Annotated in this window: 14 protein-coding genes; 2 read left to right on the plus strand and 12 right to left on the minus strand. The window is 46.9% G+C overall.

Translation table 11 applies throughout. The features are described from left to right. Positions 1-11: 11 nt before the first annotated feature. The 8 genes from DXA57_RS02645 to DXA57_RS02680 all read right to left on the minus strand — a co-directional run bounded on the left by DXA57_RS02645 (position 12) and on the right by DXA57_RS02680 (position 14,040). Positions 12-1,850, minus strand: coding sequence for a DUF2194 domain-containing protein (locus DXA57_RS02645; protein ID WP_243005688.1), 1,839 nt, complete (start codon positions 1,848-1,850; stop codon positions 12-14). After that, positions 1,835-2,728 (minus strand): hypothetical protein, encoded by an 894-nt coding sequence (locus tag DXA57_RS02650; RefSeq protein WP_117764342.1) that lies wholly within the window; start codon positions 2,726-2,728, stop codon positions 1,835-1,837. The genes DXA57_RS02645 and DXA57_RS02650 overlap by 16 nt, the downstream gene beginning before the upstream one ends. After that, positions 2,716-4,848, minus strand: a complete 2,133-nt coding sequence (locus tag DXA57_RS02655) for an NAD(P)-dependent oxidoreductase (RefSeq protein ID WP_117764343.1) — start codon at positions 4,846-4,848, stop codon at positions 2,716-2,718. Before DXA57_RS02655 ends, DXA57_RS02650 begins: the two co-directional genes overlap by 13 nt. A gap of 95 nt (positions 4,849-4,943) precedes the next feature. Further along, positions 4,944-7,019 carry a diguanylate cyclase gene (locus tag DXA57_RS02660; protein ID WP_243005689.1) on the minus strand — a complete coding sequence of 692 codons (2,076 nt, stop codon included), beginning with the start codon at positions 7,017-7,019 and terminating at the stop codon, positions 4,944-4,946. A 166-nt stretch (positions 7,020-7,185) separates the two neighbouring features. After that, positions 7,186-8,013 carry a TrmH family RNA methyltransferase gene (locus DXA57_RS02665; RefSeq protein WP_117764344.1) on the minus strand — a complete coding sequence of 276 codons (828 nt, stop codon included), beginning with the start codon at positions 8,011-8,013 and terminating at the stop codon, positions 7,186-7,188. A 183-nt stretch (positions 8,014-8,196) separates the two neighbouring features. Beyond that, entirely contained in the window at positions 8,197-9,177 is a 981-nt protein-coding gene (locus DXA57_RS02670; RefSeq protein WP_117764345.1) for a calcium/sodium antiporter, read from the minus strand. A 253-nt stretch (positions 9,178-9,430) separates the two neighbouring features. After that, complete coding sequence (locus DXA57_RS02675) at positions 9,431-12,442, minus strand: EAL domain-containing protein (protein WP_117764346.1); 3,012 nt, start codon at positions 12,440-12,442, stop codon at positions 9,431-9,433. A 185-nt stretch (positions 12,443-12,627) separates the two neighbouring features. Continuing rightward, positions 12,628-14,040 (minus strand): extracellular solute-binding protein, encoded by a 1,413-nt coding sequence (locus tag DXA57_RS02680; protein ID WP_117764347.1) that lies wholly within the window; start codon positions 14,038-14,040, stop codon positions 12,628-12,630. A 255-nt stretch (positions 14,041-14,295) separates the two neighbouring features. Between DXA57_RS02680 and DXA57_RS02685 the strand changes: the two genes are divergently transcribed. Both DXA57_RS02685 and DXA57_RS02690 read left to right on the plus strand, forming a co-directional pair. After that, complete coding sequence (locus DXA57_RS02685; protein ID WP_117764348.1) at positions 14,296-14,484, plus strand: hypothetical protein; 189 nt, start codon at positions 14,296-14,298, stop codon at positions 14,482-14,484. A gap of 325 nt (positions 14,485-14,809) precedes the next feature. Beyond that, positions 14,810-15,391, plus strand: coding sequence for a thymidine kinase (locus DXA57_RS02690; protein WP_117764349.1), 582 nt, complete (start codon positions 14,810-14,812; stop codon positions 15,389-15,391). Between the two features lie 42 nt (positions 15,392-15,433). Here the strand turns inward: DXA57_RS02690 and DXA57_RS02695 are convergent, their stop codons facing one another. From DXA57_RS02695 to rpoB, 4 genes are all read right to left on the minus strand, one after another. Continuing rightward, a complete protein-coding gene (locus tag DXA57_RS02695; protein ID WP_243005690.1) occupies positions 15,434-16,768 on the minus strand; it encodes a citrate/2-methylcitrate synthase in 1,335 nt (444 codons plus the stop codon). Beyond that, entirely contained in the window at positions 16,761-18,056 is a 1,296-nt protein-coding gene (locus tag DXA57_RS02700) for a transglutaminase domain-containing protein (RefSeq protein ID WP_147345648.1), read from the minus strand. Before DXA57_RS02700 ends, DXA57_RS02695 begins: the two co-directional genes overlap by 8 nt. A gap of 268 nt (positions 18,057-18,324) precedes the next feature. After that, the gene (gene rpoC / locus DXA57_RS02705) at positions 18,325-22,041 is read right to left on the minus strand and encodes a DNA-directed RNA polymerase subunit beta' (protein WP_117764352.1); all 3,717 of its coding nucleotides are present in this window, start codon (positions 22,039-22,041) and stop codon (positions 18,325-18,327) included. Positions 22,042-22,161: 120 nt separating this feature from the next. Continuing rightward, positions 22,162-26,010 carry a DNA-directed RNA polymerase subunit beta gene (gene rpoB, locus DXA57_RS02710; protein ID WP_117764353.1) on the minus strand — a complete coding sequence of 1,283 codons (3,849 nt, stop codon included), beginning with the start codon at positions 26,008-26,010 and terminating at the stop codon, positions 22,162-22,164. Positions 26,011-26,084 lie beyond the last annotated feature (74 nt).

The raw sequence follows: 26,084 nt of genomic DNA on the forward strand, positions 1-26,084 counted from the left end.
GCTTTATCTCCTCAGTTTCTGGCAATTACCACTTCACTTTCCTCTGCACGCAGAAGATAGAGATTTCCGGTAATGTTTACAAGCTCACCGCCGGTCACATCTCCCGGCTTCCCTTCATTGATCCTTACCATCAGATACGCTTCATCATATAAATGCCCCAGATGAAGCCTGATTTCTTTCTCTGTGATCTCTTTATCCACAGTCAACGCTCCATAACGCTGAACAGCACCTGCCAGCTCTGAACCGGTGAGGTTACGCAGCTCTTCGGCCGACTCATTCAGCCAGGTCATATATTCATCCAGCCGCTTTTTCAGTTTTTCCCATCCAAGTGCCGCTCCTCTGTCTTCATCCAGAAGATCATCCGGATGCATAAAATGGCTGTTTACGAAGTGCATATTCAATTCAGAAAGAGCTGCCATCTGCATATAGTCATCAATCACTGCTCCGGATATGATACGCGGCTGTTCCACGATTCCGTCCTCCGCTGTTTCAAATTCCTGTACATAGGCAAATTCACCGGAAAAATAATTACTGGCAATGGAACGGATCTCAGGAAATTTTTCTCCCAAAAGTTTTCTTCCTTCTTCTGAAAGCACATTGGATGGCGGTACATACACGGACAGTTCTGTCGCCGGAAACATTTTCTTTCCAAAACGGATCAATTCATCAACGGCTTTCTCCATTGCATCCAGACTGGTCCAGGTTTTATAGGGAAGAACGGTTCCATAATCCACATTTGACAGACTCAGAGGCTGGTGATTATACCCGTGATACCCCAGTTCTCCTCCCTGATGCAGAATCATATTTCCAAAATACTGGAAGCGCTGCACATCCGTCTGCTCCGTGATCTCTCCATCCGTATCATCTTCGTAGTTTTCAATGATCACTCCGGTATACTTTACACCGTGTTTCGCTGCAAGCGTCATCATATCCGGCCACCAGACATTGGAATAAAACTCCGCAATGCTGGTATTGTAATCACGTCTAACATACGTTCCGTCACCACTCGGTACCGGAGACGGAAAATCATCCAGATAGAACACCGATCCATTGATCACCGGATAGACACCTGCATCTGTCAGAAGACTGTAGGAAGCCGCATAAAACCCTCGTACTGCTTTTTCTGTCAGGCCAAAATTATCAATGACAAACTTTCCTTTTCCATAGTTTCTCTCCCAGATCAGCGGCATCCCGTTTTCATCACCGATCCTTGCATAGACCCGGGCAGTTTCATCCAGCTGTACCTCCCATGCAGAATCAAAAGGATCCGTGATCATATAGGACCTGCCGCCTCCGATCAGGAAATCTTTTTCAAAATAGATACTGGAAACCTCGGCATTCTGATATCCAGAAGAAATGATCCCCAGTTTCTGTTCGATCATCGACACATACGTTTCTTTTTGCAGCGTCAGTGCAAACAGGACGCTGCCTCCTTCCTTCACCCAGCTGCAAATGTCCAATACGTTTTCCTTCAGAGGCTCCAGGCTTTTGAGAAGAACAGTCACGGTCTCATACGGTTCCAGCTCCGGAAGTGTCTGTTTCTGAAGATCCACTACCTCCGTTCCTACACGCATATCCATAAAAATCTGCCGGAACTGCGTCCAGGCCTGAATGCTTTCCTCCTGGCTGCTGTCCATTAGGACAAGACAGCTTTTTTTCAGAGAAGAAAACACTTCTTTTTCCGTAACGATCCGGTCACGGTCTATATAAGAAATCTGTCTTTTTTTCTCCTGATAGTGAATGCCTGCCCTTTCGGCAAAAAGGATCACTGCCATCATCAAAAAACAACCAAGGATCACCAGGATCCCTTTAAACTGAAAATTTCTGATCTCTTTCAAGCGTCTAACCAAAAAGCCAGAACCTCCTTACTCTGCGAAGATAGATAAATATGCTCCTCTTTCATCTGTTTTAACGTATTTCTTATTTCTCTGCCATTTTTCTGTACTGCCAAAAACAGGATCTTTCTTACCCAGAACTCTTCTCGTCTGTGCCAGTTCCGATCCATCCGCTCCAGGATCTCCTGCACTCCTGCATAATCTTCCAGTTCCATCAGGTTATCCGCCAGACAGATACAGCTGTGAAGATCTTCATTTCTTTTCAGTTTTTTTCTTAAGAGCAGAGTATATTGGTTTCGCTGCATACGCTCCATCTGTTTTTCCAGCAACCCTTGCCTCAGATAATTTTCCATAAAATCACAATACTCATCCAGTACAACCGGATCATCCGGTGCTGCCGCATACGTTCGTTCCATGGTCTGCAGCCTGCTGTCATAATCTTTTGACAGTTCTACCATGGCTGTGATCGCATAATGTACAACCTCCACGTCTTCATTCAGCCTTGCTTTTTCCAAAAGTTCCATATATCTGGACGGATCATCATTCAAGATATTCATAATCAACTGCCTTCGAAGTTCCGGTTCATTGATCAGAAGTGCTTCCTCTAAAGGTACAATATCTCTGTCATTTTTTTCTCTTACCTGAACATTGTTTTTATAAATCTCTTCATTGATTCGAAGCTTTTCCAGACCGATCGGCCTGCTGTTTTCTTTTTTCAAAAAAAACTGCAGCTGAAGCAGACCTATGCACAACACTCCAAAAAACGGGATAAAAATAACAGGAACCATCAGATATCTCTTTCCCTTCAAAAAATGCGTCCGGATTCCGATCCAGGTCAGCACACAGATCAGCAGATGAAGGAACAGCAAAATCAAACCACTTATTGTCTGCATTCTTTGTTCTCCTCTTCCGTCTCCTGCGGTTCTGTATTTTCCGTATTGATCTGCCTGCCATAAAAACCGGCCTGGTTCAGTCTTTTCAGAACGGCCGGAAGTGAGACATTGTCGGTCTGTACCAGCATCAGATACAGTTCTCCGCTTTCAGAAATTCCCCAGACGTCATTTTCTCTCACTACTGTACACAGCACCTGATCTGCCTCTTCCAGAGAGCGTCCCGGATGTTCCAGCTGCAGAAGAACATAAGAGGCCATTCTCTGTTCTCTCATATCATGCTGAAGTTCCAACCGCTCCTCAAAATATTCTGTTTTTAATATATGCGTTCCTTCTACATACTGCTTATCCTTCACGGCTTCCTGATATTCCAGGGCACGAAGAAGGGCGGTTTCCACCAGTCCGCACAGGATCTTGAACAGATTCAGGTAGTATAAAGACAGCTGCTCACGTTTTGCTTCATGAATACAGATTAACATAACCAGTGCCCCGTTTCTCCGGATCCCAGCCATAAACATCGGATAATTTTTCAAAAAGTCGCGATTGACCCATATTTTATCCTTTTCCAGAACTTCCATTGCTGCTGCATACTCACTTAGCTTCAGAGAGTGGGGATACTCTTGTTTTGCCCGGGCAGATGCCGCTTCCAGCCGTCCGTAGCCCTTCTCCGGATTCAGTGTGTACAGTCCAAGGCTTTTATTTTCCAGAACATCTTCCAGAACCTGTACCGTTTCAAGAAAAAGCTCCTGCGGACGAATGACATCCAGTTTTCTTGTAATGTCAAAAATTTTTCCGAAACTGTCTTTGCTTCCAAGAATCTGTTTTTTATAGAGATTCTTGTCTTCCAGCGTTTCCTGGTACATCTCGCGGGTACGGAAAAGTTTTTCCTGGATCAGCTGGTTTTCTTCTTTTACAAACTGGATATTTTCCTTATTCTTCATACGGACATAACCGCAGATTGCTCCTACAGCAAAGTAAAAAATAAAAGGGATCCAGTTTGAAGGTTCATAAAACAGAACGTACCAGCTAATATCCTCTCGTTCAAACTGCCGGATCAGTGAAACGGCCTCTGCTAGTGCCGCTGCAATTCCATAATTGATCCCGTATAAACTGCTGAATAATACAATAAATAACAGCCGAAGATCGATCATCTGAAATTGTGCCTGATTTCCCAGCACACCATTCAACCATTCAAATAACAAAAATACAACTGCAAACTCCAGGATCTTTAAACCTGCTTTCTGCTTTAAGAGCAGATAACGGAGGCTGTCTAAAGGACCTTTTTCCTTCTTTCTCCGCCGTTTATATGCTTCATACAACCCCGGAAGTTCTTCCAGAATAGAAATCTTTGGAAACCATCCATATTGATAGCGAATGACTTTGTCATCTTCCGGCATATTTTCCAGAATACTCTCTCCGGTATAAGCTATTTTCAAAAATGGACACGACTGGTTCAGTTTTTTTCCGAAATCCTGAAAGGTATGTTTAAATACATTCGGTATATTCAGACTGTCTTCCTTCTCATTCCAGTTATCAAATACTTTATATAAAAGTCCTGCCAGATCCTGCGGGTTCAGAAAAAACAGCTGCTGCTCTTTCTTTTCCTGAAATACCAGTGTCCCGCTCCGGGAGATTTCATCAAATATAAGATTTAGAAAATCTTTTTCATACTGCTCCGAATATAAATAAGGTGCCCGGATGATCTTGATTCCGATCTCATAAAGCTTTGCCAGTTCTCTTCCCAGTCTTTCCACTTCAGAAACAAGAAGTGTTTTTCCAGTCAAAGTATCATAATTGTTTTCTGGTCCTGTCAGATAAATGATCCTTATCTGCCGTTTTTTGCGGCAGCACTGCAGCACACGGCGCAGCATATCTGCCTCTCCCTGCAATTCTCCGTGAAATGACAAATAATTAGAAAAATAAACAACCTGTTCAAATTCATAAGTATGAAAAAGATCTTCCAGTTCCTCTTCACTCTGCGTAAACGGACGAACAAGCAGATTCTTTCTTCTGTTTGTTTTTACTATCGTATCTCCCAAAAGCATTACCAGACTTTCCGGAAATGCTTCTTCGATAAATTCATTCGTGATATAGCCTGTATTTCCGACTAATAGGGTTCTCATTTTTTCTCTCCATCCAGACTTTTGTATCTCGGTAAAGCGTACATTCAAAAAAGCTGTGGAAAGCGAATTCCACAGCTGTTCTTATTCTTTCTATTTCAAAAATCTTCCGATTCTTTTGCTATGGTCTGAAGGAAAAACTCCTTTGTTTTTCTGTTATCTTTCAGAAATGAAGCTTTCTTCCTGCCAAGAGCCGTTTTCTCATACTCCTGACGGATCTTTGTATGAATACTCTTCAAACATTCCAGAAGGATCGGATTGAAACTGCCGCGCTCACCATCCAGGATCATTTTCAAAGCAGTTTCATGGGAATAGGCTTTCCGGTAAGCCCGGTCGTTGACCAGGGCATTGTAAGTATCTGCAAGAGAAACGATCTGTGCAGCTATGGGGATCTCTTCTCCCTTCAGTCCGTCCGGATACCCTTTCCCGTCATATCGTTCATGATGCCAGCGACAGATCTGATAAGCTGTTTTCAAAAGCGGTTCCTCCTGATACATGCCAAGATTTTTCAGGATAGAAGCGCCAATGAGGGTATGTTTTTTCATCTCCTCAAATTCTTCCGTGGTCAGTTTCTCCTGTTTATTCAGAATACTTTCCGGAATCCCGATCTTTCCAATATCATGAAGTGAAGCGGCTGTACAGATCCGAAGACGGTCCGTCCAGCTGAGCGGATACTGTTCGGTCCGATGGACCAGTTCCTCCAGAAGCCATTTTGTCAGCATATTGATATAGAGCACATGAGGGCCACTCTCTCCGCTCCGGAATTCTACGATCTCACTTAAGATGGCGATCATCATACGGTTGTTTTTCTCTTTTTCATAGAGCTGGTCTGTTACCAGATCGACCAGACGACGCTGCCTCGCATAAAGCTTGATGGTATTCATGACGCGCCGATAGACCACCTGGGCATCAAAGGGACGACTGATATAGTCGGCAACTCCAAGCTCATACGCCCGCCGTATCGTAGCTGCCGAGTCCTCACTTGAGATCATGATCACAGGAATCTCCTCGATCCAGTGATTTTTCGCCATCTCTTCCAATACTTCAAATCCGTTCTTCAAAGGCATCACAATATCCAGAAGCACCAGAGAAATATCCGTACCATATCTTTGGAGCTGTTCCAGACATTCCTCTCCGTTTTCCACTTCCAGGATCTCAAGTTCCTGTCCGAGCATTTCCCTGAGAAGCAAACGGTTCATCTCCGAATCATCCACGATCATGACCCGGTGACTTTTGGATTTTTTAGGATTTTGGGGATTTTCCGCCTTCTCTTCTCCCGGATTCTGAAATTTCCTTTCTTCTGTCACCACCATATTTTTCTGTATTTTGGCCTGGTACATAAAATGATCCGCCCGGTTGACAGCTTCCTCCAGCGTTTCTTCCTTCATCCGGACACCGCCGATACTCACAGAGAGTCGGATTTTCTCATATTCCTGGATCCGTGTCTGATGGATCTCCTCCTGGATCGTATGAAGCTTCTGTACAAAATCCGCTTCTCCGATATCCTTCAGGATCAAAAGAAATTCATCTCCACCGTAACGCACCAGGATATCTGATTTCCGGATACACTTTCGGATGACCTTTACCACGGCATCCAGCACCTTATCTCCTGCCCGGTGTCCGTAAGTGTCATTGTACATCTTGAAATCATCCAGATCAATCATGGCCACTCCGGCAGCTTCTTTCGTTTTTTTCAACCGGTCTTCATAATATCTTCTGTTATAGGTTCTCGTCAGGGCATCTGTATAAAGCTCTTTATTATACCCTGTCAGCTTCTTCAGAAGGTGCATTCTTCCATCGTTATCCACCAGTGCATCTTCATCCAACTGGCTGATCAGTTCGATCACACACGGCTCTCCGTCTACTTCCACATAATGAGAGATCACCTGATAAATGGTGGAGTCTAAAAATTCCAGTTTGCTTCTCTGTTTTTTATCCCTGAAGGTCTTCATGGAGATACAGTTTTCACAGAAACGGTTCTTTTTCCAGAATTCATAACACTGGCAGGTAAACGCTCCATGCTCATTGAGATGATTTTCATCCCGTTCAAAATTTTTTTGATCCAGAATGCGTACAATAGAAAATACTTTCCTCATCTCGTTCAGAAATTCTTCCGCTTCCTGAGCAGTCATTGTTTCCTTTTCTTCTGTTTCTTCTGTAATATCGTTCTCCATTCTTTTCTGCTCTCCTTGTCTTGTTCCGTAAAGCGGACATTCGCAATCCGCGCACTTGAAGCGGGGGAATGCTTATCTGCGTTCAAGTCACCGTACTGCTCCACGCCTTGTTTATTCATATTTCTTTATTATAACATCACCCCCAAAAACTGTACAGAACATTTTTTTACTTTCTTTTTCCAAGCTGCCAGAAGGCTACCGCACTGGCAGCTGCCACATTCAGAGAATCGACACCATGGGACATCGGAATCCGAACCGTGTAATCACAGTCCGCAATAGTGGACGATGCAAGCCCGTCTCCTTCCGTGCCAAGGATCAGTGCCAGTTTCTCTTCGCTCATGAGTTTCGGATCATCAATGCTCACGGAATCATCCGAAAGAGCCAGCGCCGCTGTCCGAAATCCCAGCATTTTTAACTTTTTCAGGCCTTCCTCCGGCCAGGACAGCTCTTTATCCACAAACGCCCAGGGAATCTGAAATACCGTCCCCATACTCACACGGATCGAGCGTCGGTAAAGTGGATTGCTGCAGTCTGTGGTCAGAAGCACCGCATCGATATTGAGTGCCGCTGCCGAGCGGAAAATAGCTCCGACGTTTGTGGGATTCACCACGTTTTCCAGAATTGCTACTCTTGATGCATCCCGGCAGACTTCTTCGATCTTTTTCGGAGCCGGCCGGTACATGGCGCAAAGCATGCCTCTGGTCAGGTTATACCCCGTCATCTTTGACAGCACGTCAAACTCTGCAGTAAATACAGGAAGACCTTCAAACCGTTCCACAATGTCCCAGCTCTCCCCCCGTACTCTTCCTTTTTCCGCCAGAAACGCGGCCGGTCTGCAGCCAGCTGCCAGAGCCCGTTCTATGACTTTTGGACTCTCCGCTATAAACATCCCCTTCTCCGGCTCATGCCTGTTCAGAAGCTGATTTTCTGTCAGCCGTGTGAACACATCCAGTTCCGGGGCTTCAAAATCTGTGATCTCTATGATATTTGCCATCTTTTTTCTCCTCTGTTTCTGAAACCATTCGTACCTGTCACCAGCCTGCAGAAAACAGATCTTTTGACAGGCTGTCCGGCGGACATCCCCGCCTCCAGATAGATTTTACACGATTCCGTTCTTCCTGACCACAAAAAAATACTGCTGCCGACGATCGAACGCCGAAAACAGCAGTATTTTTGTTTACCGGATACAAATATAAACAACATAGGCAGCATACAGAAGCACCATCAGGATTCCTTCCTTCCGGTCCAGTTCTTTTTTGGTCCAGGCCATGATCCATACGATCACGCTGAACACGATCAGGATCACAATATCAATGATATTCTCTGTCAGGAAAGCCATGGGACTGATCGCTGCAGCCATACCAAGAACCATGAGGATGTTGAAGATATTGGAGCCGATGACATTTCCAAGAGCCATATCCACTTCTTTTTTCTTTGCCGCTACCACAGAGGTGACAAGCTCCGGAAGGCTGGTTCCAAAGGCCACGATCGTAAGACCGATCAGGTTCTGGCTGATTCCCATAGCAGAAGCCACTGTCGTTGCTCCATCCACGACCCAGTCGCTTCCAAGGGCAATGGCTGCTGCGCCAACGATGATGAAGATCAGGCTCTTTGGTATCGGCATAACCGTCATTCCCTCTGCCTCCGCCAAAAGTTCCCCCTCTTCTCCTGCTTCGCCTTTCCCTGATTTTCTGGCAGAACGGATCATATAAAGAAGGAAAAGAGCAAAGAGAACGATAAAGACAGCTCCGTCAACACGGCCCAGTGTCATACCAACGGCTCCCAGGATCAGAAGCAGGACCGCACAGCCGATCGACAATGGAAAATCTCTTTTTAAGATCCCGATCTGAACGGCAACCGGTGTCAGTACTGCACAGACACCCACAACGATCATCAGGTTAAAAATATTGGATCCAACGGCATTGCTCACAGCCAGTGCATTATTTCCAGAAACAGAAGCTGTGATGCTGACAGCTGTCTCCGGAAGACTGGTTCCCATAGCCACAATGGTCATACCGATGATCAGAGACGGCACATGAAACCGTTTGGCAATGCTGCTGCAGCCCTCCACGAAAGCATCCGCACCCTTTACCAGAAGCAGAAAACCAAGCACCAGAAGCAGGATCGCATAAGGGATTCCCTGAAAAAATTCACTCATAATGTCTCCTCCGTTTTTCTGAATTTATTTTTTCCATTTTCGGCTGTTCCAAATCACAAAGTTTCCAAAAAACAAAAAACCCACGTATGCTTCTCCGCCCAAAAAGCGAAAAACCATACGTGAGTCTCATTCTTTAAGATTTGCCAGGTGCTTTAAAAGCACCGCGTCTGTTGACAAACCGCACCTGCGTGTGAACTACTCCCCCACGGAAATATTCAGATCGTACTAATCATAGCGGATGTGTCTTTTTTTGTCAATACTTTTTCTCAAAAACCTGCTTTTGATCCGTAGCATGGGCCTGAATCACCGCAAAGGCTTCATCACTGACCGATCCCGGCACGGCGGACGGACGAGCCAGAAAATATCCCTGCAGAAGGTCCACATCCAGTTCCAGTACGGTTTCCAGTTCTGCTGCCGTCTCCATACCTTCCGCAATGACCTGCATATTTCTTTTATGCGCATAAGAAACGATATTAGCGACGATCTGCTGCTTATCCTGACTCTTGTCAATATCCCGGATGATTTCGAGATCCACTTTGATATAAGCCGGTGACAGAGCGAGAAGATTCTTCTCATTGCTGTAGCCGCTTCCGTAATCGTCCAGGGCAAATATTCCGGAAAAGCCCGGCATGTTCCGCTTCGCTTCCAGTGAAACAGTATCCAGTCCTTCTTCTTCCGTGATCTCCACCACGATCCGGTCCTGAATGGAAGAGAAACGACGGATATATTCCCTGCATTCTTCCTCTGTCATGTGCTGGCTGGCGATCGAATTGACAAACAGCCGCGCTTTTGCGCTGATCAGTCCTTCTCTTGCCAGGAAAAGATAGGCCTCAGCTGATTTAAACATCGTGAGCCGTTCGATCTCATGAAGACAGTTTTCTTCTCTTGCAAGCTGCATGACCTCTTCCGGATTACTGATCATCGGAAGGCAGACACGCATCAGCGCCTCATACGCTACTGTTTCTCCTGTTTTTCCGGAAATGATCGGCTGAAAATGATAACGGACCAGTTCTTCCCGGATCAGCTGCTGAAATTCCTGCCTTTTCTCCGTGTCAACGGCTGCCTTCTGATAAATCTTCGGATCAAATTCCCGCAGTGTTCCCTTGGAAGAGTGCTTTGCCTGATACATGGCAAAATCCGCATACTTCTTCATCGTCATAAGGTCTTTGCTGTTTTCCGGATACCAGGCGATACCGCCGGAAATGCTCAGATGAAGTTCCCTGCCGCTCGGAAGCATCATGGTACTCTGATTCATCGCCTTCTCCAGTTCTCCGATCTTCTTCCTGATCTCCTCCTGACTGTCATATCCATAGAACAGCACGTTAAACTCATCACCGGAAATACGGGAACAGATCGTTCCCTGCGGTATATTCCAGGCAAGACACTGACCAGCTCTCCTAATATACTTATCTCCCCAGTCATGACCGAAGGTATCGTTGGTATGCTTCAGATTATCCAGATCGATCATAAGTAAGGCTGCATGCTTCAGCTGAAACGGCTTCTTGAAAAGCTGCTCACACTCTCTCTGAAAGGCCCGGCGGCTGTAAAGCCCCGTCAGCGTATCGTAATCCCTTTCATGCTCAATACGCAGCCGCTCTCTGGTAACCGCCGTCACATCTTCCACCAGACCTACCTGCGTATTGTTCTCCTGTGTAGTCTTCATCCGCACATAACGGATATTTCCATCCGGAAGAGGTACATGATAGATCCAGTCTCCTGTATAGCCTTTGCTGGATGGACAATTGCTGCAAAATTCCCGCAGGATCTCCTGAAAGTGCTCTTTACTCAGATTTTCCTCTTTTTTCTCCGGCATACCGAGGATACTGAAAAAGTTCTCCGTCACATAAACCTTTGGTGAATCACTTCGGATCTCATATCCCCCAAGATCCACACTGGCCATCTCCATGATCCGCAGAAATTTCGTTGACGTATTGATCACATCCTGGCTCAGCTGAGTCACAGCTGTGGCAAAGTGATCCAGTTCCCGTATGTTTGTAGTAGAAAACTCCGGCATGGCCGTCGGATTTTTCTGCGCCACAGCTACTTCCCCCGAAAGTCTTGCTATGGGGGCCGACAGATAACGGCTGATGAACAGACTGCTGATCATCCCAAATGCCAGAATCAACAGGATTGCCAGACACATAAGGATCATCGTATGATTGGAAAAGGCAAAAAGATATTTACCTTCCACCGTTCCCACCAGTGCCCACTTCTCATGGAAAAACGGGGCATTTCTACTATACAAAGTCAGAGGACGAATTGCGGCATAGCTTTTTCCCGTCGGATCCTGCAGCCAGTACTCTCCCTCTTCCTCCGTAAGTACCAGATTGCTGCTGGAAAATTTCTGCATACTTTCCAGTGAAGAGGAACAGGCTGCCTCCCGAAAATCGATCGTCTCTCCGGAAAGCTTTTTTTCCGTGGAGACCAGATGATAGGATCCGTATTCCTGATTTTCAAGTTCCTTGTTCGGAAGCAGGGACTGCATGTAAGAAGTGAGCATTTCCACTCCGATCACACCATAGACCGTACCATCTGAAAGGATCAGCGGTATGGTATAGGCAATAGCAGAACGGTCATCTCCCTTCAACACATAGGCCTCTCTTGTCCACCTTCCGTATGCTTCTGCTTCCAGCTTCTCCTGATCCTGAAAGGCAGCCTGAAAAACCGGATAAACAAAACTCTCCTTCTTCAGTGCTTCCGGAGGAAAAGACGAAAACCAGCCTTTATCCGTAGAAATATCCATCTCTTTTACCAGCTGGATCGGTGAACGTTCCAGAAGAAGGTCGGAGTCTTCTTCGGAAGGTGACGTCAATGGATCCAGGTCACGGATGTAGACGCCCGGAAGAACACGATCTTCCTCTCTCTGATCCAGATCCTCCGTATTGAGAACCATAAAAATACCGGTTACCGATTTGCTCCTGAGCGTTTGGATAAGATCCCCGGTAACTGCCTCCAAAAGCGGCATGGCATTTTCTCCACTCTTATCCAGACGCTTAAGATCTATTCGTCCTTCACAGAAAAGCGCTTCTGTAGAATTGTTGATCCTATCTGACAATTCCTTCAGATCCTCATTTTCCAGCATGACGTTTTCCAGATATGCACTTCTGTTTTCCACCTGTTTTTTCACGATATCCATGGCATTCTGATTCATCTGTGGTCTCATCTTGCTGAAATAAAGGACAGCCAGGAGCATCAGGATTTCCAGCCCCAGAACACCCAGCGTTGCAGTCAGAATCATCTGGAAAACCGTTTTTTCCTTCTTCATGATCCCGGAGATCCCTCCTTTCCCGTTTAAAATTTCTGTAAAGCGGACATTCGCAATCCGCTTCGCTACTTGCTCATGAACGCAGTCGCTTCGCGATCTGTCAGTGGGAGTTTTCAACTCCCACTGACATAAGCATCCCCCTCACCCGCCGCTTAGTGCTCCGCGCACTTGAAGCGGGCGAATGCTTATCTGCGTTCAAATGCCTGAAGCTTGGATAAGGTGTCCTGATACCAGGATTTAAAATACTCCTCTGTCAGGAAATCAGCCGCAGCGGTTTCCAAGTCTTCTCCGTTCTGTATCCGCTCTTCCACAACCGTCCGGTCGGCTTTAGCCAGGTCGCTCATGGTATGCTCCAGAATATTTCTGGCATCATTACTGCCCTCAAATGCCTTCGGTGTATACATGGTACTGGTGTTTACCGTATCAACTCCCACAGAGAGGATTTCTTCCATAGAATCGCTGATATCTGTATTACAGCTTTTGATCTTCTTCCTGTCGTTGGCTTCCCGTGTCACCGGAAGATAACCGGAACCGACAGAAAATGCGATGTTGTTCTCTGGCCTGGTAAACCATTTCAGGAATTCCACGCTGGCTTTTTCTTCCTCTTCGCTGGCTTTTGTGACCACCATTCCAGCTCCCTGCTGTACCGCATACGCTTCACTGCCCTCAAATACAGGCGCCGGAAGAACCTTCAGCGTGATATCATGGCTTTTGGTATCACTTTCGACGACCTGCGTCGGAAAATACGTGGCACTGGCAGTAGATCCCACATAGCCGATGAGGTTTCCTGTCCTGATATCATCACTGCGGAAACGGCCGGAAGCATTAAAATAACCTTTTATGTAAGGAACATAATAAGAGTCCCAGAGTTTCCGGGCGATTTCTTCTTTGAAATCCAGCGTCATTCTGCCGTCTTTTACCTGAAAGAGCTCACTTCCCAGTTCCTTGGCTCCGATAAGCATATAGTTTGCCATGGCATCTCTTCCAAAGAAAGCCTTGCCATCCGACCAGTCATAATATTTCTTGGCAGTATCCAGAAGGCCTTCCACGGTTTCCAGATCCTCATAAGAAGCACCCGTTTCTCCGGCAAAGGCTTCCCAGTCCGTCTCATTCAGGAAAAGAAGCTCTGTGGATTTTGCGACCGGAAAGATCTTGATGCTGCCATCACCGGAAAAATCTCCCTCTTCAAGGTAACTCTTCACGTATGTTTCCTTCTCTTCCGCTGTCAGGTAATCAGAGATATCTGCGATCTTGCCCATCTGATCTATTGTATAAGCAGTGTCCGCATATGCAGAGAAAATGTTCGGCATCTCAGCGGCTCCTACTTTTCCTTCGGCGGAATTCAGCACATTGGTCTCCAGATCGTTTACACTTCCCAGACTGCTGCATTCTACTTTGATCCCTTTTTTCTTACCTTCTCCCTCATTGAATTCATTTACCAGAGAGTTGAAGGCTTCCAAAAGATCTCCATTATAATACGTCCATACGGTAACTGTAAGTGGATTTTTAGATTTTATCCCGGAGCTGGTGCACCCGGTGCATGACACAGCGATCGTCACGGCACTCAACAGGCACAGCAGCTGCTTCTTGTTCCACATAAAAAGCTCCCTTCTTTCAAAGCCCTACGGATTTTCAGCGAAGAAATCCGCAGGCATCAATTCAATGTATCTTATCATAAAATCCCATTCTCTGCAAGAAAATCGCCCTTTTGTACACACTTTTATGCGTTGATACAAAAAACTTGTTTCTTCTTGTATAAGCTTCCAAAGATACGGGCAGAATAGGAAAAGCAGAGGTACCCAACCGTTTCAGGATACCCTGCAAAAAGAAGCTTCTGCAAGGAGGAAACAGAAATGGCAAAGAATACAAAAAGCAAAAACAGTACAGAAAGCAATTACAGCAATACCTACGGAAGCGATGATACAGGACACGCTTACGAGGAAGAAAACAAAGGCAGAAACGGCTACAAACAGGATGGAAATACTAGAGACTGCCACAAAAACAAGGCGGAAACTACCAGAACAACGGATCAGAAATACTAAAGGATAAAAGAACCCCGGCGCGATCACAGGAGACTCGCGCCGGGATTTTTTCCCCTTATCCTTTATCCTACCGAAAAGACTTCTGCTGCCTGCAAAATCACAACCGGAAAATGTTTTCTCTCTGAACAGTCAGTAGAAAGTATGCTATAATAGTAAAAAAGGAGTAACTATCCAGAACCACCTCCAAAATGCTGTGCATTTCGTCGATGTGGCGTATCCGCCGAATAGATTTCCATGTAAAAGTGTTCATTCATGCAAGCATGATTCACACTTTTGCATGAAAATCTGCCTGGCTCTGAACAGTTACAAAAAGGAGAACAGAAGAATGGCAAAATTATATTTTCGGTACGGGGCTATGGGAAGCTCCAAGACAGCAAATGCCCTGATGGTCGCATACAATTATAAAGAACGCGGAAAACGGGTGCTGTTGGCAAAGCCAAAACTGGATACCAGAGAAATGGGGGTTCTGCACAGCCGGATCGGTCTGGAGCAGCCTTGTATCTATGTGGAAGAGCTTGTAGAAATGTCTCTGGAGAAATTAAATTCTTATGACTGTGTGATCGTGGATGAAGCACAGTTCTGCAAAAAAGAAGATGTGGAATTCTTTACATACCTCGTAGACAAGCTGGATATTCCCGTTATCTGCTATGGTCTCAGGACGGATTTCCAGATGAATCTCTTTGAGGGAAGTATGTGGCTTCTGGCCTGGGCAGACAAGATTGAAGAACTGAAAACCGTCTGCTGGTGCGGCAGCGGTGCCAGATGCAATGCCAGAATCGACAGCAACGGAAATATGGTATCCTCCGGAGAACAAGTGGAACTGGGAGCAAATGAACGCTATATTTCTCTCTGCCGAAAACATTTTATCGAACGGAAAACCGGTCCGGATGAAAAAGAGAACAGCTGACATAAGCTTCAGCTGTTCTCTTTGTTTTTTGTGTGATCTGTCTTAACGCTCATCCATCGGAACATAGTCCCGTACTTTCATGATGCTCTTGTAAGCCGGACGGATGATCTTATCCATATTGATGAGCTCTTCAATACGGTGTGCGCTCCAGCCCACGATCCTGGCCATGGCAAACATGGGGGTATAGAGCTCCAGCGGAATATCCAGCATGCTGTAAACGAAACCACTGTAGAAGTCCACGTTGGCACTGACGCCTTTATAGATTTTCCGTTTTTCACCGATGATCTGGGGTGCCAGACGCTCCACAGCAGAATAGAGCTGATAATCCTCTTCTCTGCCCTTTTCATGGGCAAGTTTTTCTACGAAGCCCTTGAAGATCTGCGCTCTCGGGTCAGAAAGGGAATAAACCGCATGACCCATGCCATAGATCAGACCGCTGCGGTCAAATCCTTCCTTATCCACGATTTTTTCCAGATAAGCACGGATCTCTCCTTCATCCTTCGGATCTCCCACATGTTCCCGGATATCATTCATCATGCGGACAACCTTGATATTGGCTCCACCGTGTTTCGGACCCTTCAGGGAAGAAAGCGCTGCCGCAATGACGGAGTACGTATCAGAACCGGAGGAGGTTACCACACGGGTAGTAAAGGTAGAGTTGTTTCCGCCTCCATGCTCCATATGAAGGATCAATGCCGTATCAAGAACCCTGGCTTCCAGATCTGTATATTTCTGGTCCGGTCTGAGCATGTAAAGAATGTTTTCCGCCGTAGAACGGTTGGGATCCGGACGGTGGATATACATACTGCCATCCAGATCATAATGGTTATACGCATGATACCCGTAAACAGCCAGCATCGGGAAGACACTGATAAGATTCATCGACTGGCGGAGAACATTTTCCACGGAATTATCAGAAACTTTGTCATCATAGGAAGCCAGCGTCAGCACACTCTTCGTCATGGAATTCATGATATCCTGACCTGGCGCCTTCATAATGACATCTCTGGTAAAATTCTGAGGAAGTCTTCTGTGTTCATTGAGTTCCTGACAGAACAGATCCAGTTCTTTCTTATCCGGAAGCTCACCCATAAGAAGGAGGTATGCTACTTCCTCAAAGCCGCGCTCTCCGATGCCGTTTACCAGATCATTGATCTCATAACCGCGGAACCAGAGCTTACCGTCACAGGGAACTGATTTTCCATCCACCGTTTTACTTGATTCGATCATGGAAATATTGGTAAGTCCTGTAAGAACGCCTTTTCCGTTAAAATCGCGAAGTCCTCTTTTTACTCCGAATTCATCAAAAAGATTCCGGTCGATCTTGTCCTCGCTCATACAGCAGGCTGCTTTCTCTCTAAAATATGCATCACTCATCTGTTTTTCCTCCTTCTTTCTGATCATTCATAAGTTTCAATTCATCCCTCAGCACACTTTCCAGCTCCAGCATCAGCTTATCCAGTTCTCTGGCTTTTTCCCTGCCAAAGCGTTCGATGACATGCTCATAAAAACGAATGGTAATGTCCTGTTGCTCTTCCAGCTTTTTCTTGCCGTAATCGGTCAGCATCACATAGGAAGCTCCCACCCGTTCATCGCTCTCCCAGAGGATATATCCTGCTTCTTCCAGTCTGGTAAAAACAGGTGAAAGTCTGCCGGCCGGAACATTCAGCCATTGTGAAATATCCCTGACGTAAAGCCTGTTTTCCGTTCCTTCTATCACAGAACGGTCTTTCAGAACAGAAAGGATCGTAAATTCAAGACTGCTCATAACCCGGTTCAGATGCTCCAGAGGGATACTCTGAAAAGAGCTGTTCCGTACGGCCATCTTTCTGGCCATCCAGTGGATGTTTCCGGATTCCGGCAACAGAGCATACTCTTTCTTTTCTACCGGAACGGCTTCTACAGAGATCTGAACATTCTCATCCTTCCCTTCCGTGCTGCCGCTTACCAGAAGTGTGCACTCTCTGGCATCTCTTCCCTGACAGAAAACGATGTAGCTCTCCGTTACCGGGATTCCGAATTCCGGATCCACACCATAGAAAATACCATTCTCTTCCTGTACTTCTACCCAGGCATGAAGCTGTGTTTTCCCCGGAAGGATCCCCGTCACATAGCGGGCGGTCATCCCGTCCATACGGCAGAGAGCCAGCATGATCTGCGCAAAATCTCTGGTGCTTCCATATCCACGACCGGCAGCCTGATCCGCTGTCAGCAGTCCTTCTCTCTCCGTTTCCTCTCTTTTTTTCAGCTTTCGTTTCACAAAACCTGCAATCCAGAGAGCCCGGTCTCTGATCTCACCTTCCGGAAGGTTCAGTTCGCCGTACCATTCTCCCAGATTTTGTCCTATCTCTGTATAAGGAGAGGAGATTCGATAAAGCATCTCCCGTGATTCCGGTTTCCGGTTATATTTCTGGATCTGAACAGTTCCTTCTGCCTCATAAGTGATTTCCGAATGTGCTTTTGCCATATATCCGAGTATGTACTGGTTTTTGGCATCATCCATACGTTTCTTCACCATACAGTCACGGGGCCGGATCTCTTCCTTCAGCTCTACGATCTTCTGTGTTTCATCGATTCTCGGCAGACATTTCATCTGAAAATACTCATCTGCCACCGGTTTTTCATACAAAACCTTTACGCTCAGTTTATATGCGATCCATTCCATGTTCTCTGCCACCGTTCCTTTCCGGCCTGTCTTTACACAATCTGCCTCTTCCTTTTTCTGATGTCCTAAACTGTTACCGATTTTAACTTATTATACTCATAAAATGACTTCTTGCAATAGAAGTTATGGTATTTTTAGAAATTACCAAGATATTTCATTTTTTGCAGGTACTGTTTACAGCAAAACAGACATTCGCAATCCGCTTCCGCGACTGCGGTAAAAAAAGGCTGCTGCCAAGGATTTTCCCTTCGGCAGCAGCCTCTTACTTTTACTCTTCTGTTTCAGAAGCTTCTTCTTCAGGAGCTTCCTCTGCAAAGTCATCTGCTTCAGAAGCTTCTGCCTCTTCTACAGTCTCCTCTGCTTCATCCTGGATGTCATCTTCATAGAAATCGTCATCATCCAGCAGCAGATCATCATCGTCGTCATATTCTTCCACTTCGGTGTTGATCTTAATGTTGCGGTAACGCTTCATGCCGGTACCAGCCGGGATCAGTTTACCGATGATAACATTCTCTTTCAGGCCGATCAGCGGATCGATCTTACCCTTGATGGCAGCCTCGGTCAGAACCTTGGTGGTTTCCTGGAAGGAAGCCGCGGACATGAAGGAATTGGTAGCCAGAGATGCCTTGGTAATACCAAGCATAACCTGTTTTCCTTCTGCCGGTTCTTTCCCCTCTTTGACCATTGCCTCATTGACATCCTCAAACTCCAGAGAATCTACCAGGGTTCCCGGAAGGAACTCGGTATCTCCGTTGTTCTCAATACGGATCTTCTTCAGCATCTGGCGAACCAGAACTTCGATATGTTTATCGCTGATCTCTACACCCTGCAGACGGTATACACGCTGTACCTCACGGAGCATGTAATCCTGAACGGCACGGACACCCTTGATCCTCAGGATATCATGGGGGTTTACACTACCTTCTGTCAGCTCGTCACCGGCCTCCAGAACAGCGCCGTCCATGATCTTGATACGGGAACCGTAGGGGATCAGATAGGTCTTGGAATCACCGTCTTCCTGACTGGTAACGATAATCTCACGTTTTTTCTTGGTATCTTTAATGGTTGCCACACCGGCTATCTCCGTGATGATAGCAAGTCCTTTCGGTTTTCTTGCCTCAAAAAGCTCCTCGACACGAGGAAGACCCTGTGTGATATCTCCACCTGCCACACCACCGGTATGGAAGGTACGCATGGTCAGCTGGGTACCCGGCTCACCGATGGACTGTGCGGCGATGATTCCGACAGCCTCACCAACCTGTACCGGCTCACCGGTAGCCATGTTGGAACCGTAACATTTTGCACAGATACCGATATGGGAACGACAGGTCAGGATGGTACGGATCTTCACCTGCTCCAGGGGATTTCCGTTCGCATCTACACCTTCCTGCATGATCCTTGCAGCTCTCTTCGGAGTGATCATGTGGTTTGCTTTTACCAGAACCTCACCGTCTTTATTACAGATGGTCTCGCAGGAGAAACGTCCAGTGATACGCTCCTGCAGGCTCTCGATCTCTTCTTTTCCATCGGTGAAGGCTTTCACATACATGCCGGGGATCTCATCACGCTCTACGGCACAATCCAGCTCACGGATAATCAGATCCTGAGATACGTCAACCATTCGTCTGGTCAGGTAACCGGAGTCTGCGGTACGAAGTGCTGTATCGGACAGACCTTTACGTGCTCCATGTGCAGACATGAAGTATTCCAGTACGTCAAGACCTTCACGGAAGTTTGATTTGATAGGCAGCTCGATGGTATGACCGGTTGTATCAGCCATCAGGCCTCGCATACCTGCCAGCTGTTTGATCTGCTTATCAGAACCACGCGCTCCGGAGTCAGCCATCATGAAGATGTTGTTGTATTTATCAAGTCCGCTCAGCAGAGCCTTGGTCAGCTTGTCATCGGTATTCTTCCAGGTCTCAACAACCTCTTTGTAACGCTCCTCCTCGGTGATCAGACCACGTTTGAAGTTACGTGTGATCCGGTCCACAGTATCCTGTGCTTCTTTGATCATCTGCGGTTTCTGAGGCGGCACGGTCATATCGGAAATGGATACGGTCATAGCTGCTCTTGTGGAATATTTGTAACCCATGGCCTTGATGTTATCCAGAACCTCAGCGGTCTTGGTTGCTCCGTGGGTGTTGATGACTTTCTCAAGGATCTGTTTCAGCTGTTTCTTACCTACGTGGAAGTCAACCTCAAGCTTCATGGCATTTTCCGGAATAGAACGGTCTACAAAGCCCAGATCCTGCGGCAGGATCTCATTGAAGATGAAACGTCCAAGGGTAGACTCAACCGTTCCCTGCTGAATGCTTCCGTCAGCCATCTTCTTCTGCATACGGACTTTGATCCTTGTCTGGAAGGTCAGGATCTTGTTCTCATATGCCAGGATCGCCTCATTGATGTTCTTGAAGTATTTGCCTTCACCGATGGAACCCGGTCTCTCCTGTGTCAGATAGTAGATACCAAGAACCATATCCTGAGAAGGAACGGCTACAGGACCACCATCAGACGGTTTCAGCAGGTTGTTCGGAGAAAGCAGCATGAAACGGCACTCTGCCTGTGCTTCTACAGAAAGGGGCAGGTGGACAGCCATCTGGTCTCCGTCGAAGTCAGCGTTGAATGCGGTACATACAAGCGGATGCAGTTTGATCGCACGACCCTCTACCAGAATCGGCTCAAATGCCTGAATACCAAGTCTGTGCAGTGTAGGTGCACGGTTCAGCATAACCGGATGCTCTTTAATGACGTCCTCAAGGACATCCCATACCTCCGGCTGAAGACGTTCTACCATCTTCTTGGCATTTTTGATATTGTGAGAGGTGCCATTGGCAACCAGCTCTTTCATTACAAACGGTTTAAACAGCTCAATCGCCATCTCTTTGGGCAGACCACACTGATAGATCTTCAGTTCCGGTCCTACAACGATAACGGAACGTCCGGAATAGTCTACACGTTTACCAAGCAGGTTCTGACGGAAACGTCCGGATTTACCCTTCAGCATGTCAGAAAGAGATTTCAGTGCACGGTTACCCGGTCCTGTTACCGGACGGCCGCGGCGGCCATTATCGATCAACGCGTCTACAGCCTCCTGAAGCATACGCTTCTCGTTGCGGACAATGATATCCGGTGCATGAAGCTCGATGAGGCGTTTCAGACGGTTGTTTCTGTTGATGATCCTGCGGTACAGATCGTTCAGGTCGGAAGTAGCAAAACGGCCTCCGTCCAGCTGTACCATGGGTCGGAGATCAGGCGGGATCACAGGGATCACGGTCATGACCATCCATTCCGGTTTGTTTCCGGATTCACGAAAAGCCTCCACAACCTCCAGACGTTTGATGATCCTTGCTCTCTTCTGACCGGTGGACTCCTTCAGACCCTTTTTCAGTTCTTCGGATTCCTTCTCCATGTCGATGGCTTCCAGAAGCTCCTTGACAGCCTCTGCACCCATTCCTACACGGAAACGGTCTCCCCATTTATCATAAGCTTCCTGGTATTCTCTCTCTGTGAGTACCTGCTTGTATGCCAGGTCGGTCTCACCTTTGTCCAGGACAATATAGTTTGCAAAATACAGCACCTTCTCCAGTGTTCTCGGAGAAAGATCCAGCATCAGACCCATACGGCTCGGAATACCTTTGAAATACCAGATATGGGAAACCGGAGCAGCCAGCTCGATATGGCCCATCCGCTCACGGCGCACGCTTGCCTTGGTAACCTCAACACCACAGCGGTCGCAGACTACGCCTTTATAACGGATCTTCTTGTATTTTCCACAGTGACACTCCCAGTCTTTGCTGGGTCCGAAGATACGCTCACAGAACAGACCGTCACGCTCGGGCTTCAAGGTTCTGTAGTTGATGGTTTCCGGCTTGAGCACCTCCCCGTGAGACCACTCTCTGATCTTTTCCGGGGATGCCAGGCCGATTTTGATTGCGTCAAATGTAATCGGCTGATAACCGTCATTTTTAACTGATTCAGGCATGTATGGTTCTCCCTTCTCTATACTACCTTATTCAAGATACCAGGGGCAGAAGTTCAAAAGCCGTCCGTGCCCGCACGATAAGGCTTTTGAGCTTGAAACCCCAGGCATACTTCCTTTTTCTTACTCTTCGTCACCAGGCTCCATGGATTCATCCAGATCTACATATCCGTCAGAATCGTCACTGTCATCAGATTCATCCACATCTACCAGATCTCCGTCAGAAAATTCCTGTTTGGTATAACCATCAAACTTTTCTTCTCCACGGTTGTAGTCATGATCTCCCTCGATCACGGAACGAAGGTCTGTATCACCATAATCGATGTTTTCCATGATCTCAACTTCTGTATGATCCTCACGGAGCACTCTGACATCCAGTCCCAGAGACTGCAGCTCTTTCAGCAGAACCTTAAAGGACTCGGGGATACCAGGAGCCGGGATATTCTCTCCCTTGATGATAGCTTCGTAGGTCTTCACACGTCCGATCACATCATCGGATTTCACGGTCAGGATCTCCTGCAGGGTGTAGGATGCACCGTATGCCTCAAGAGCCCAAACCTCCATCTCTCCGAAACGCTGTCCTCCGAACTGAGCCTTACCACCCAGAGGCTGCTGGGTAACCAGGGAGTACGGGCCGGTGGAACGTGCGTGGATCTTATCGTCTACCAGATGATGCAGCTTCAGGTAATGCATGTGTCCGATGGTTACCGGGCTGTCGAAATACTCACCGGTACGACCATCACGAAGTCTTACCTTACCATCTCTGGAAAGCGGAACACCCTTCCAGAGCTCCCGGTGATCTCTGTTCTCATAGAGATAATCCATAACCTCCGGAAGCAGCTCTTCCTCGTGTTTCTCTTTGAATTCTTCCCAGGACAGGTTTACGTAATCGTTTGCCAGATCCAGGGTATCCATGATATCCACCTCATTTGCGCCATCGAATACCGGTGTGGCGATATTGAAGCCCAGCGCTTTTGCAGCAAGGCTTAAATGAATCTCCAGCACCTGTCCGATATTCATTCGTGACGGCACACCAAGGGGGTTTAGAACGATATCCAGCGGACGTCCGTTAGGCAGGAAAGGCATATCTTCCACAGGGAGTACACGGGAAACCACACCCTTGTTACCATGACGGCCTGCCATTTTGTCGCCGACGGAAATCTTACGTTTCTGTGCAATATAAATTCTTACGGACTGATTCACTCCCGGAGGAAGCTCATCACCGTTCTCTCTGGTGAATACTTTGGCATCCACAACGATACCGTATGCACCATGCGGAACCTTCAGAGAAGTATCACGTACCTCACGGGCCTTCTCACCGAAGATCGCTCTTAAGAGACGCTCCTCTGCACTCAGCTCGGTTTCTCCCTTCGGAGTCACTTTACCGACCAGGATATCACCGGCACGAACCTCTGCACCGATACGGATGATTCCACGTTCATCCAGATCCTTCAGAGCCTCATCACCGACACCCGGAACATCACGGGTGATCTCTTCCGGTCCGAGCTTGGTGTCACGGGCCTCTGCCTCATATTCATCAATATGAACGGATGTATAGACATCGTTCATAACAAGTCTTTCACTTAAAAGAACAGCATCCTCGTAGTTATAACCTTCCCAGGTCATGAAGCCGATCAGCGGGTTCTTACCAAGAGCAAGCTCTCCGTTGTTCGTGGAAGGACCATCTGCGATTACCTGTCCTTTTCTGACCTTCTCGCCTTTGAATACGATCGGTCTCTGGTTGTAGCAGTTGCTCTGGTTGCTTCGTGAGAACTTTGTCAGATGATAGGTATCTTTGTTTCCGTCTTCTCTCTTGACAATGATCTCTTTGGAAGTAGAACGCTCTACCACACCGTCATTCTTTGCAACAACGCAGACACCGGAGTCAACGGCTGCCTTTACTTCCATACCGGTACCTACTACAGGTGCCTCGGTAGTCAGAAGCGGCACTGCCTGACGCTGCATGTTGGATCCCATCAGCGCACGGTTCGCGTCATCGTTCTCCAGGAACGGGATCAGAGCCGTTGCCACAGAGAACACCATTTTCGGGGAGACATCCATGTAGTCAAACATCTTACGCTCGTATTCCTGCGTCTCCTCACGGTAACGACCGGATACGTTCTTCTGGATGAAATGACCTTCCTCATCCAGCGGCGTATTTGCCTGTGCTACATGATAGTTATCTTCCTCATCAGCAGTCATGTATACAACATCCTCGGTAACACGGGGATTGTTCGGATCTGTTTTGTCGATCTTACGGTAAGGAGCCTCTACGAAACCATACTGGTTGATTCTTGCATAACATGCAAGAGAGTTGATCAGACCGATGTTCGGTCCCTCAGGTGTCTCAATGGGGCACATTCTTCCGTAATGGGAATAGTGTACGTCTCGAACCTCGAATCCGGCTCTGTCTCGGGACAGACCACCAGGACCAAGTGCGGAAAGACGTCTCTTATGTGTCAGCTCACCAAGCGGGTTGTTCTGGTCCATGAACTGAGACAGCTGTGAGGATCCGAAGAACTCTTTGACAGCTGCAGTAACCGGCTTGATATTGATCAGGGACTGCGGAGAAATGTTATCCTGATCCTGCGTGGTCATACGCTCACGAACCACTCTCTCCAGTCTGGAAAGACCGATGCGGTACTGGTTCTGAAGCAGCTCACCTACGGAACGGATACGACGGTTGCCCAGATGGTCGATATCGTCGTCATTTCCGATGCCATATTCCAGATGCATGTTGTAGTTGATGGAAGCAATGATATCCTCTTTCGTGATATGCTTCGGGATCAGCTCATGGATGCTGTCATGGATCGCTTCTTTAATAGAATCCAGATCGTCATTTTCTTCCAGAATTTTTTCAAGGACAGGGTAATATACTGATTCTGTAACCCCAAGCTCTTCCGGATCCACATCCACAAAGCTTCTAAGGTCAACCATCAGGTTGGAAATCACCTTGATATTACGCTCTTCTCCTTCGATCCAGAGATAAGGAACGGCTGCATTCTGGATCTTGTCAGCCAGATCACGGTCTACTTCACAGCCAGCCTCTGCCAGGATCTCTCCGGTAGTGGTGTCGATAACATCCTCTGCCAGCTTATGTCCGCAGATACGGTTGCGGAGATGAAGTTTTTTATTAAATTTATAACGTCCAACCTTTGCCAGATCATATCTTCTGGGGTCGAAGAACATGCTGGTGATCAGACTTTCTGCACTCTCTACTGCCAGCGGCTCACCGGGACGTATCTTCTTATAGAGTTCCAGAAGACCTTCCTGGTAGTTGGTGGCCGTATCCTTTGTCAGGCTGGCCAGGATCTTGGGTTCCTCACCGAAGAGCTCAATGATCTCCGGATTGGTGCCAAAACCGAGAGCACGGATCAAAACAGTGATGGGAACTTTTCTTGTACGGTCTACACGTACATAGAAAATGTCATTGGAGTCTGTCTCATATTCCAGCCATGCACCACGGTTCGGAATAACTGTACAGGAATACAGTTCTTTTCCTAATTTATCGTGTGCAATTCCGTAATAGATACCCGGTGAACGAACCAGCTGGCTGACGATTACACGCTCAGCGCCGTTGATCACAAAGGTACCCGTGTCAGTCATAATGGGAAGATCACCCATAAAAATTTCATGTTCGCTTACTTCGCCGTTTTCTCTGTTATGAAGACGTACACGGACTTTCAGCGGAGCTGCATATGTGGCATCCCGCTCCTTGCACTCTTCAATAGAGTATTTCACATCATCTTCGCACAAAGTAAAGTCCACAAATTCCAGGCTGAGCTTTCCACTATAGTCCTCGATCGGAGAGATGTCGTCAAAAACTTCCTTCATTCCTTCATCAAGAAACCACTTGTAGGAATCCTTCTGAACCTCAATGAGGTTCGGCATTTCAAGTACCTCTTTCTGTCTGGAATAACTCATACGGAAGCTTTTGTCACTCTTCACTGGACGTATTCTGTTTTTCTCCATTGACGTTTCACCCCTGTTCTTTCTATATATAAAATATCAAATTGAATCTCCCATTTTTGGGCATACTTATCCCG

The organism is Blautia sp. OF03-15BH (assembly GCF_003463065.1).
Classification (GTDB): domain Bacteria; phylum Bacillota; class Clostridia; order Lachnospirales; family Lachnospiraceae; genus Limivivens.

Excerpts from the sequence above, each read along its gene's own strand:
- DXA57_RS02650 (WP_117764342.1), bottom strand. The coding sequence starts at position 2,728 with ATGCAGACAATAAGTGGTTTGATTTTGCTGTTCCTTCATCTGCTGATC.
- DXA57_RS02655 (WP_117764343.1), bottom strand. The coding sequence starts at position 4,848 with ATGAGAACCCTATTAGTCGGAAATACAGGCTATATCACGAATGAATTT.
- DXA57_RS02660 (WP_243005689.1), bottom strand. The coding sequence starts at position 7,019 with ATGGAGAACGATATTACAGAAGAAACAGAAGAAAAGGAAACAATGACT.
- DXA57_RS02665 (WP_117764344.1), bottom strand. The coding sequence starts at position 8,013 with ATGGCAAATATCATAGAGATCACAGATTTTGAAGCCCCGGAACTGGAT.
- DXA57_RS02670 (WP_117764345.1), bottom strand. The coding sequence starts at position 9,177 with ATGAGTGAATTTTTTCAGGGAATCCCTTATGCGATCCTGCTTCTGGTG.
- DXA57_RS02675 (WP_117764346.1), bottom strand. The coding sequence starts at position 12,442 with ATGAAGAAGGAAAAAACGGTTTTCCAGATGATTCTGACTGCAACGCTG.
- DXA57_RS02680 (WP_117764347.1), bottom strand. The coding sequence starts at position 14,040 with ATGTGGAACAAGAAGCAGCTGCTGTGCCTGTTGAGTGCCGTGACGATC.
- DXA57_RS02685 (WP_117764348.1), top strand. The coding sequence starts at position 14,296 with ATGGCAAAGAATACAAAAAGCAAAAACAGTACAGAAAGCAATTACAGC.
- DXA57_RS02690 (WP_117764349.1), top strand. The coding sequence starts at position 14,810 with ATGGCAAAATTATATTTTCGGTACGGGGCTATGGGAAGCTCCAAGACA.
- DXA57_RS02695 (WP_243005690.1), bottom strand. The coding sequence starts at position 16,768 with ATGAGTGATGCATATTTTAGAGAGAAAGCAGCCTGCTGTATGAGCGAG.
- DXA57_RS02700 (WP_147345648.1), bottom strand. The coding sequence starts at position 18,056 with ATGGAATGGATCGCATATAAACTGAGCGTAAAGGTTTTGTATGAAAAA.
- rpoC (WP_117764352.1), bottom strand. The coding sequence starts at position 22,041 with ATGCCTGAATCAGTTAAAAATGACGGTTATCAGCCGATTACATTTGAC.
- rpoB (WP_117764353.1), bottom strand. The coding sequence starts at position 26,010 with ATGGAGAAAAACAGAATACGTCCAGTGAAGAGTGACAAAAGCTTCCGT.